General features: G+C 71.4%; 10 protein-coding genes. All 10 read left to right on the top strand.

Going from position 1 to position 9,478, the window contains the following annotated elements; all coding sequences use genetic code 11:
- Nucleotides 1-27: 27 nt before the first annotated feature.
- Nucleotides 28-1,449, top strand: coding sequence for a bifunctional ADP-dependent NAD(P)H-hydrate dehydratase/NAD(P)H-hydrate epimerase (locus A5702_RS17490; protein WP_068222220.1), 1,422 nt, complete (start codon nt 28-30; stop codon nt 1,447-1,449).
- Nucleotides 1,450-1,463: 14 nt separating this feature from the next.
- Complete coding sequence (locus tag A5702_RS17495; RefSeq protein ID WP_068222198.1) at nt 1,464-2,846, top strand: glutamate decarboxylase; 1,383 nt, start codon at nt 1,464-1,466, stop codon at nt 2,844-2,846.
- 101 nt (nt 2,847-2,947) lie between these two features.
- Complete coding sequence (gene alr, locus A5702_RS17500) at nt 2,948-4,114, top strand: alanine racemase (RefSeq protein WP_156669661.1); 1,167 nt, start codon at nt 2,948-2,950, stop codon at nt 4,112-4,114.
- Between the two features lie 49 nt (nt 4,115-4,163).
- Nucleotides 4,164-5,216, top strand: coding sequence for an alpha/beta fold hydrolase (locus A5702_RS17505; protein WP_197506598.1), 1,053 nt, complete (start codon nt 4,164-4,166; stop codon nt 5,214-5,216).
- Nucleotides 5,209-5,673 carry a tRNA (adenosine(37)-N6)-threonylcarbamoyltransferase complex ATPase subunit type 1 TsaE gene (tsaE, locus tag A5702_RS17510; protein ID WP_068222204.1) on the top strand — a complete coding sequence of 155 codons (465 nt, stop codon included), beginning with the start codon at nt 5,209-5,211 and terminating at the stop codon, nt 5,671-5,673. Before A5702_RS17505 ends, tsaE begins: the two co-directional genes overlap by 8 nt.
- Complete coding sequence (gene tsaB / locus A5702_RS17515; protein WP_068222226.1) at nt 5,670-6,293, top strand: tRNA (adenosine(37)-N6)-threonylcarbamoyltransferase complex dimerization subunit type 1 TsaB; 624 nt, start codon at nt 5,670-5,672, stop codon at nt 6,291-6,293. The genes tsaE and tsaB overlap by 4 nt, the downstream gene beginning before the upstream one ends.
- Nucleotides 6,290-6,757 (top strand): ribosomal protein S18-alanine N-acetyltransferase, encoded by a 468-nt coding sequence (gene rimI / locus A5702_RS17520; RefSeq protein WP_068222207.1) that lies wholly within the window; start codon nt 6,290-6,292, stop codon nt 6,755-6,757. The genes tsaB and rimI overlap by 4 nt, the downstream gene beginning before the upstream one ends.
- Entirely contained in the window at nt 6,754-7,776 is a 1,023-nt protein-coding gene (gene tsaD, locus A5702_RS17525; protein WP_068222210.1) for a tRNA (adenosine(37)-N6)-threonylcarbamoyltransferase complex transferase subunit TsaD, read from the top strand. Before rimI ends, tsaD begins: the two co-directional genes overlap by 4 nt.
- A gap of 200 nt (nt 7,777-7,976) precedes the next feature.
- A complete protein-coding gene (gene groES, locus A5702_RS17530; RefSeq protein ID WP_007167930.1) occupies nt 7,977-8,279 on the top strand; it encodes a co-chaperone GroES in 303 nt (100 codons plus the stop codon).
- An 87-nt stretch (nt 8,280-8,366) separates the two neighbouring features.
- Nucleotides 8,367-9,478 (top strand): chaperonin GroEL (groEL, locus tag A5702_RS17535; protein ID WP_068222214.1); only part of this gene is annotated, 1,112 nt, incomplete at its 3' end.

Below are 9,478 nucleotides of genomic sequence, written 5' to 3' on the forward strand. Positions count from 1 at the left end.
CGGCCGCCGACCCGTAATGTGGCAATGGTGCGGCACTACTACTCCGTAGACGCGATCCGCCAGGCCGAGGCGCCGCTGCTGGCCAGCCTGCCCGACGGGGCCCTGATGAGGCGCGCGGCCTTCGGCCTGGCCGCCGAGATCGTCGCCGAACTGCGGGCCCGCGCCGGCGGGGTGTCCGGCCGCCGGGTGTGCGCGGTCGTCGGCTCGGGTGACAACGGTGGCGACGCGCTGTGGGCCGCCACCTTCGTGCGCCGGCGCGGCGCCGCCGCCGACGCGGTGCTGCTCAATCCGGAACGCACCCACGCCAAGGGGCTGGCTGCATTCACCAAGGCCGGCGGCCGTGTCGTCGAAAGCGTCTCGCCCACAACCGATCTCGTCATCGACGGGGTGGTCGGCATCTCCGGCTCCGGGGCGCTGCGGCCGGCCGCGGCGCAGGTGTTCGCCGCGGTCGACGCCGCGGGTATCCCGGTGGTCGCGGTCGACATCCCCAGCGGCGTCGACGCGGCGACCGGGGCGATCCCCGGCCCGGCGGTGCGGGCGGTCCTGACCGTCACCTTCGGCGGGCTCAAACCCGTGCACGCGCTCGCCGACTGCGGGCGGGTGAAGCTGATCGACATCGGGCTCGATCTGCCGGACACCGACTTGGTGGGCTTGGAGGCGGCCGACGTGGCCGCGCGCTGGCCGGTGCCCGGCCCCCACGACGACAAGTACACCCAGGGCGTGACCGGCGTGATGGCCGGCTCGTCGACCTATCCCGGCGCCGCCGTGCTGTGCACCGGCGCCGCCGTCGCGGCCACCTCCGGCATGGTCCGCTACGCCGGCAGTGCGCACCGGGAGGTGCTCGCGCACTGGCCGGAGGTGATCGCGTCACCCACCCCGGCGTCGGCCGGGCGGGTCCAATCCTGGGTCGTGGGACCGGGATTGGGCACCGACGACACCGGGGCCGCCGCGCTGTGGTTCGCGCTGGAGACCGACCTGCCGGTGATCGTCGACGCCGACGCGCTGACCATTCTGGCCGCGCACCCCGACCTGGTCGCGGGCCGCCAGGCGCCCACCGTGCTGACCCCGCACGCGGGTGAATTCGCCCGCCTGGCCGGCAATCCGCCCGGTGACGATCGGGTGGGCGCGTGCCGGAAGCTGGCCGACGCCCTCGGCGTCACGGTGTTGCTCAAGGGCAACGTCACCGTGATCGCCGATCCGGGCGGCCCGGTGTACCTCAACCCGGCCGGCCAATCCTGGGCGGCCACCGCCGGTTCCGGCGACGTGCTGTCCGGCATGATCGGCGCGCTGCTCGCGGCCGGCCTGCCGGCCGCGGAGGCCGCGGCCGCGGCCGCGTTCGTCCACGCGCGGGCCGCGGCGCTGTCGGCCGCCGACCCGGGCCCCGGTGACGCGCCCACGTCGGCGTCCCGGATCGTGCCGCACATCAGGGCCGCGCTGGCCGCCCTATAACGAGAGGATCCCAAGTGCCCCAACATCCTTCATTGCCCGCGCACGCCATCGCCCCCGCCTACACCGGCCGGCTGTTCACCGCGCCGGTGCCCGCGCTGCGGATGCCCGACGAATCGATGGACCCGGAGGCCGCCTACCGCTTCATCCACGACGAGCTGATGCTCGACGGCAGTTCGCGGCTGAACCTGGCCACCTTCGTGACCACCTGGATGGACCCCGAGGCCGGGCGGCTGATGGCGGAGACGTTCGACAAGAACATGATCGACAAGGACGAGTACCCGGCGACCGCGGCCATCGAGCAGCGCTGCGTGTGCATGGTGGCCGACCTGTTCCACGCCGACGGCCTGAACGATGCCGACCCCTACAGCGCCTGCGGGGTGTCCACGATCGGCTCCAGCGAGGCGGTCATGCTGGGCGGGCTGGCCATGAAGTGGCGGTGGCGGCAGAGGGCCGGCAAGGACTGGAAGGGCCGCACCCCCAACCTGGTGATGGGATCCAACGTCCAGGTGGTCTGGGAGAAGTTCTGCCGCTACTTCGACGTCGAGCCGCGCTACCTGCCGATGGAGGAGGGGCGCTACGTCATCACCCCCGAGCAGGTCGTCGACGCCGTCGACGAGGACACCATCGGCGTGGTGGCCATCCTGGGCACCACCTACACCGGCGAGCTGGAACCCGTCGCCGAGATCTGCGGCGCGCTGGACAAGCTGGCGGCCGACGGCGGCGTGGACGTGCCGGTGCACGTGGACGCCGCCAGCGGCGGGTTCGTGGTGCCGTTCCTGCATCCGGAGCTCAAGTGGGACTTCCGGCTGCCCCGGGTGGTGTCCATCAACGTCAGCGGGCACAAGTACGGGCTGACCTACCCCGGCGTCGGGTTCGTGGTGTGGCGCAGCAAGGAGCACCTGCCCGAGGAGCTGGTGTTCCGGGTCAACTACCTCGGCGGCGACATGCCGACGTTCACGCTGAACTTCTCCCGCCCGGGCAACCAGGTGGTCGGCCAGTACTACAACTTCCTGCGGCTGGGCCGCGACGGCTACACCAAGGTGATGCAGGCGCTGTCCGGGACGGCCCGCTGGCTGGGCGAGCAACTGCGGGTCAGCGATCACTGCGACCTGATCTCGGACGGCTCGGCGATCCCCGTGGTCGCCTTCCGGCTGGCCAAGGACCGCGGCTACACCGAGTTCGACGTCTCCCACGAGCTGCGCACCTACGGCTGGCAGGTGCCCGCCTACACGATGCCCGACAACGCCACGAACGTGTCGGTGCTGCGCATCGTGGTGCGCGAGGGGCTGTCCGCCGACCTGGCCCGGGCGCTGCACGACGACGCCACCTCGGCGCTCGCGTCGCTGGACAAGGTCAAGCCGGGCGGGCACTACGACGCGCAGCACTTCGCGCACTAGGTTGCGCGCCCAACGTCGACTTGTTGGGCTGACCAGGCCGGATGTTCGCCAACAAGTCGACGCTCGACGGGCGGTTCGGCACTTCTGGGACAATGGCCGCCGTGGCCGTTACCCCGATATCCCTGACCCCGGGCGTCCTCGCCGAGGCCCTGGTGGACCTGGGCGCCATTGAGCACAACACGCGGGTGTTGTGCGAGCACGCGGGGCGCGCGCAGGTGATGGCGGTCGTCAAGGCCGACGGGTATGGCCACGGCGCCAGCCAGTCCGCCCGCGCGGGGCTCGCCGGCGGGGCGGCCGAGCTGGGCGTCGCCACCGTCGCCGAGGCGCTGGCGCTGCGCGCCGACGGCATCACCGCGCCGGTGCTGGCCTGGCTGCACCCGCCCGGCATCGACTTCGGGCCCGCGCTGCTTTCCGACGTGGAGATCGCGGTGTCGTCCGAGCGCCAGTTGGGCGAGCTGCTGGACGCCGCGCGCCGGACGGGCCGCACCGCGACCGTGACCCTCAAGGTCGACACCGGGCTGAACCGCAACGGCGTTCACCCCGCGCGGTACCCGTCGATGCTGACCGCCCTGCGCCGGGCGGTCGCCGAGGAGGCCATCCGGCTGCGTGGGCTGATGTCCCACATGGTGTTCGCCGATCAACCGGCCAACCCCGTCAATGACCTTCAGGCCCAACGCTTCAGCGACATGCTGGCGCAGGCGGGCGAGCAGGGGGTGCGGTTCGAGGTCGCCCACCTGGCCAACTCGTCGGCCACCATGTCGCGCCCCGATCTGGCCTTCGACCTGGTGCGGCCCGGCGTCGCCGTGTACGGCCTGAGCCCGGTCCCCGAGCTCGGCGACATGGGGCTGGTCCCGGCGATGACGGTGAAATGCCCTGTGGCGCTTGTTAAGTCGATCAGCGCCGGCGAGAGCGTGTCGTACGGGCACACCTGGACCGCGGAGCGTGACACGAATCTGGCGCTGCTGCCGGTGGGCTACGCGGACGGCGTCTTCCGCTCGCTGGGGGGACGGCTGGAGGTGTTGATCAACGGCAAGCGACGGCCCGGGGTGGGGCGAATCTGCATGGACCAGTTCGTCGTCGACCTCGGCCCCGGCCGGCCCGACGTGGCCGAGGGCGACGAGGCCATCCTGTTCGGCCCGGGCAGCGGCGGGGAACCCACCGCGCAGGACTGGGCCGACCTGCTCGGCACCATCCATTACGAAGTGGTGACCAGCCCGCGCGGGCGCATCACCCGGACCTACCGCGAGGCGCGAACCATTGAGCCGTGAGAGAGCCCGCAGGCGCCAGAAGGGGGCATGGCTTGCGGGAGGGGCGGGGGTGACTGCCCTCGCCACCATCGTCGGAGCCTCCGCCCGCCGTTCGATGATCCAGCGCACCCACGGCGCCGAAGACCCGTACGCCGACGAGGATTTCGACCGGATCGACGACGACCGCCGCTCGGTGGTCACCACCCCCGACGGCGTGTCGCTCGCCATCCGCGAGGCCGGCCCGGCGGACGCCCCGTTGACCATGGTCTTCGTCCACGGCTTCTGTCTTCGGATGGGCGCCTTCCACTTTCAGCGGACGCGGCTGCCACACCACCTGGGCCCCGGCGTCCGGATGGTGTTCTACGACCAGCGCGGGCACGGCAAATCCGACGAGGCCACGCCCGAGAGCTACACGCTGACCCAGCTCGGAAAAGACCTGGAAAGCGTGCTGCAGGTGGTCGCACCGCGCGGCTTGGTGGTGCTGGTGGGCCACTCGATGGGCGGCATGACGGTGCTGTCGCACGCGCGCCAATTCCCCGACCAGTACGGGCGGCGGATCGTGGGGGCCGCGCTGATCAGCTCGGCGGCCGAGGGGGTCGCCCGGTCGCCGCTGGGCGAGATCCTGAAAAACCCTGCGCTGGAAGCGTTTCGGTTCACCGCGCGGTCCGCGCCGAAGCTGATGCACCGCGGCCGCAACGTGTCGCGGTCGCTGATCGGCCCGATCCTGCGGGCCGCCTCCTACAGCGACCTGCACGTGAGCCGGAGCCTGGACGCCTTTTCGCAGCGGATGATGAACGGCACCCCGATCCCGACCATGGTCGAGTTCCTGGACGCCCTGGAGGCCCACGACGAGACCGCCGGGCTGTGGACCCTGCTGCGCATCCCCACCCTGATCGCCTGCGGTGACCACGACCTGCTGACACCGGACGAATACTCCCGCAAGATGGCGGCGTCACTGCCGCAGTCCGAGCTGGTCATCGTGCGCGGGGCCAGCCACCTCGCGCTGCTGGACAAGCCGGAGGCGATCAATCACGGGTTGGTCCGGCTGGTCAAGCGGGCCACCCCGGGCCGCACCGCGCTGGCGGCCCGGTGGCTTCGGGAGAGGCTGCGCCGTCGTGGCTGAGTCGGGCGGCACGGCCACCCTCGAACGCGTCGAGGACACCATCGCGTTCGGGTCGCGGCTCGGCGCGCAGCTGTGCGCGGGCGACGTCGTGGTGCTCACCGGTCCGCTGGGAGCGGGAAAAACGGTGCTGGCCAAGGGGATTGCCGCGGCGATGGACGTCGAAGGCCCGGTCACCTCGCCCTCCTATGTGCTGGCGCGGGTGCACCCGCCGCGGCGCCCGGGCGCACCGGCGATGATTCACGTCGACATGTACCGGCTGTTGGACACCGCCGGCGCCGACCTGCTGGGTGAGCTCGACTCGCTGGACCTCGACACCGAGCTCGACGACGCGGTCGTGGTGGTCGAGTGGGGTGAGGGTCTCGTCGAGCGCCTCGCCGAGTGGCACCTCGACATTCGCCTGGAGCGCCTCAGCGGATCCGACGTGCGGATCGCGTCGTGGCAGTGGAGCCGGTCGTGAATCGCATTCTGGCCCTGGACACCTCCACCCCGGCCGTCACCGCGGGGATCGTGCGCCGCGCCGACCTCACGGTGCTGGCCGAACGCATCACCGTCGACGCCCGGGCGCACGCCGAACGCCTGACCCCGAATGTGCTTGCCGCCCTTGAGGATGCGGGCTTGTCCATGACCGACCTGGACGCCGTCGTGGTGGGCTGCGGACCCGGGCCGTTCACCGGCCTGCGGGCCGGGATGGCCACGGCCGCCGCCTACGGGCACGCGTTGGGCATCCCGGTGCGCGGGGTGTGCAGCCTGGACGCGATCGGGGTGCGCACCACGGGCGACGTGCTGGTGGTCACCGACGCCCGCCGCCGCGAGGTCTATTGGGCCCGCTACCGCGACGGCTTCCGGATGGCGGGTCCGGGCGTCAACGCCCCGGCCGACGTGGACCCCGGCCCCGCGCGCGCCGTCGCCGGGTCGCCGGAGCACGCCGCGCTGTTCGGCCTGCCGGTGACCGGGCCCACCCACCCGACGCCGGGTGGCCTGGTGGCCGCGGTGCCCGACTGGTCGCAGCGCCCATTGCCGTTGGTGGCCTTGTATCTTCGCCGCCCGGACGCCAAACCGATGGCGGCCCCGCGATGACCGCGCCCAGCGAGCCCGTGACGCTCGGCGCCTTGACGCCCGCCGACGCGGCGCGCTGCGCCGAGCTGGAACGTCAGCTGTTCGACGGTGACGACCCGTGGCCCGCGGCGGCCTTCAACCGCGAATTGGCCAGCCGGCACAACCATTACGTCGGCGCACGGGTGGGTGGCACGCTCGTCGGCTATGCCGGAATCTCGCGGCTGGGCCGCACCCCGCCGTTCGAATACGAGGTGCACACCATCGGCGTCGACCCCGACTATCAGGGCCGCGGCATCGGGCGCCGGCTGCTCGACGACCTGCTGGCCTTCGCCGGCGGGGGCGTCGTCTTCCTCGAGGTGCGCACCGACAACGAGGCGGCGATCGGCCTGTACCGCAGCGTCGGCTTCGAACAGATCGGCCTGCGCCGGCGCTACTACAAAGCGAGCGGCGCCGACGCCTACACGATGCGGCGGGGTGCCCAATGATCATCTTGGCCATCGAAAGCTCTTGCGACGAAACGGGAGTCGGCATCGCCCGGCTCGACGATGACGGCCGCGTGACGCTGCTGGCCGACGAGGTCGCGTCCAGCGTCGACGAACACGTCCGCTTCGGCGGCGTGGTCCCCGAGATCGCGTCGCGGGCGCACCTGGAGGCGCTCGGGCCCACCATGCGCCGGGCGCTCGCGACGGCCGGCGTGGCCAAGCCCGACATCGTCGCCGCCACGATCGGGCCCGGACTGGCCGGTGCCCTGCTGGTGGGAGTCGCTGCCGCCAAGGCGTATTCGGCCGCGTGGGGGGTGCCGTTCTACGCCGTGAACCACCTGGGCGGGCACCTGGCCGCCGACGTCTACGAGCACGGCCCGCTCCCCGAATGCGTGGCGCTGCTGGTGTCCGGCGGGCACACGCACCTGTTGCACGTGCGCTCCCTCGGCGAACCGATCGTCGAGCTGGGCAGCACCGTCGACGACGCCGCCGGCGAGGCCTACGACAAGGTCGCGCGGCTGCTGGGGCTGGGCTACCCCGGCGGCAAGGTACTCGACGACCTGGCCCGCACCGGCGATCGCGGGGCCATCACCTTCCCGCGCGGCATGACGGGCCCCGCCGACGACCCGTACGCCTTCAGCTTCTCCGGGCTCAAGACCGCCGTGGCGCGCTATCTGGAGAGTCACCCGGACGCGGTCAACGCCGACGTCGCCGCCGGGTTCCAGGAAGCCGTCGCCGACGTGCTGACCATGAAGGCGGTGCGGGCGGCGACCGGGCTTGGCGTCTCGACGCTGCTGATCGCAGGGGGAGTCGCCGCCAATTCGCGGCTGCGGGAGCTGGCCGAGCAGCGCTGCGCGGCGGCGGGGCTGACGCTGCGGATACCGCGGCCGCGGCTCTGCACCGACAACGGGGCGATGATCGCCTCCTTCGCCGCGCACCTGGTGGCCGCCGGGGCGCCCCCCTCCCCGCTGGACGCGCCCACCGACCCGGGCCTCCCGGTGGTAAAAGCCCAGGTCAGCTGATCGCTGGTAGCGAAAACCCGATACGCACCGGGCCGCCCTTGAGTGCTAGCACTCTCGTGTATAGAGTGCTAGGTGGCAATCGGCCAAACCCTGTGCCGGCACCCGCGACGACGGCCCTTGGGCACGGACGACTGCCGAATCCCTTGATAATTCCGGGGGACCCACCCCGGACCCGATCTAACTAGTGGAGGGCTCCAATCGTGGCGAAGGTGAACATCAAGCCACTCGAGGACAAGATTCTCGTGCAGGCCAACGAGGCCGAGACCACGACCGCGTCCGGTCTGGTCATTCCTGACACCGCCAAGGAGAAGCCGCAGGAAGGCACCGTCGTCGCCGTCGGTCCCGGCCGCTGGGACGAGGACGGCGAGAAGCGGATCCCGCTGGACGTCTCGGAAGGCGACACCGTGATCTACAGCAAGTACGGCGGCACCGAGATCAAGTACAACGGCGAGGAGTACCTGATCCTGTCGGCGCGCGACGTGCTGGCCGTCGTATCGAAGTAAGCACCGTGTTCCGCCCCGGCGATCCCCGCGCATGCGCGGGTGATTTCCGGGGCGGCATGCGTTAGCGGGTATCAAACAAGGAGCCTGATGAGCAAGGTTATTGAGTACGACGAGACCGCGCGCCGCGCCATCGAGGCCGGCGTCAACGCGCTCGCCGACGCGGTCCGGGTGACGCTGGGCCCCCGCGGCCGGCATGTGGTGCTGGCCAAGGCATTTGGCGGGCCGACGGTCACCAACGACGGCGTCACCGTCGCGCGTGAGATCGAGCTGGAAGACCCGTTCGAAAACCTGGGCGCGCAGCTGGTGAAGTCGGTGGCCACCAAGACCAACGACGTGGCCGGCGACGGCACCACCACCGCGACGGTGCTGGCGCAGGCGTTGGTCAAGGGCGGTCTGCGCCTGGTTGCGGCCGGCGCCAACCCGATCGAGCTCGGCCTCGGAATTTCCAAGGCGGCCGACGCAGCGTCCGAGGCGCTGCTGGCGGCGGCCACCCCGGTGTCCGGCAAGGACGGGATCGCTCAGGTGGCGACGGTGTCGTCGCGCGATCAGCAGCTGGGCGCCTTGGTCGGCGAGGCGATGACCAAGGTCGGCGCCGACGGCGTCGTCAGCGTCGAGGAATCCTCGACGCTGAGCACCGAGCTGGAGTTCACCGAGGGCGTCGGCTTCGACAAGGGTTTCCTGTCGGCGTATTTCGTCACCGATTTCGATTCGCAGGAAGCCGTGCTGGACGACCCGGTGATCCTGCTGCACCAGGAGAAGATCAGCTCGCTGCCCGACCTGCTGCCGATGCTGGAGAAGGTGGCCGAGTCGGGTAAGCCGCTGCTGATCATCGCCGAGGACATCGAGGGCGAGGCCCTGGCGACCCTCGTGGTCAACTCGCTTCGCAAGACGCTCAAGGCGGTCGCCGTGAAGGCGCCGTTCTTCGGCGACCGGCGCAAGGCGTTCCTGGAGGACCTGGCGGTGGTCACCGGCGGCCAGGTGATCAACCCCGACGCCGGCCTGCTGCTGCGCGAGGTCGGCGCCGAGGTGCTGGGCTCGGCCCGTCGCGTGGTGGTCAGCAAGGACGACACCATCATCGTCGACGGCGGCGGCTCGAAGGACGCGGTCGCCGACCGGATCAAGCAGCTGCGCGCCGAGATCGAGAAGAGCGATTCCGACTGGGACCGCGAGAAGCTGCAGGAGCGGCTGGCCAAGCTGGC

Origin of the sequence: Mycobacterium sp. E3339, assembly GCF_001666915.1 — a bacterium.
Lineage (GTDB): Bacteria > Actinomycetota > Actinomycetes > Mycobacteriales > Mycobacteriaceae > Mycobacterium.

Coding starts and splice junctions, on each gene's coding strand:
- rimI (WP_068222207.1), top strand. CDS start 6,290: ATGACCGCGCCCAGCGAGCCCGTGACGCTCGGCGCCTTGACGCCCGCC.
- tsaD (WP_068222210.1), top strand. CDS start 6,754: ATGATCATCTTGGCCATCGAAAGCTCTTGCGACGAAACGGGAGTCGGC.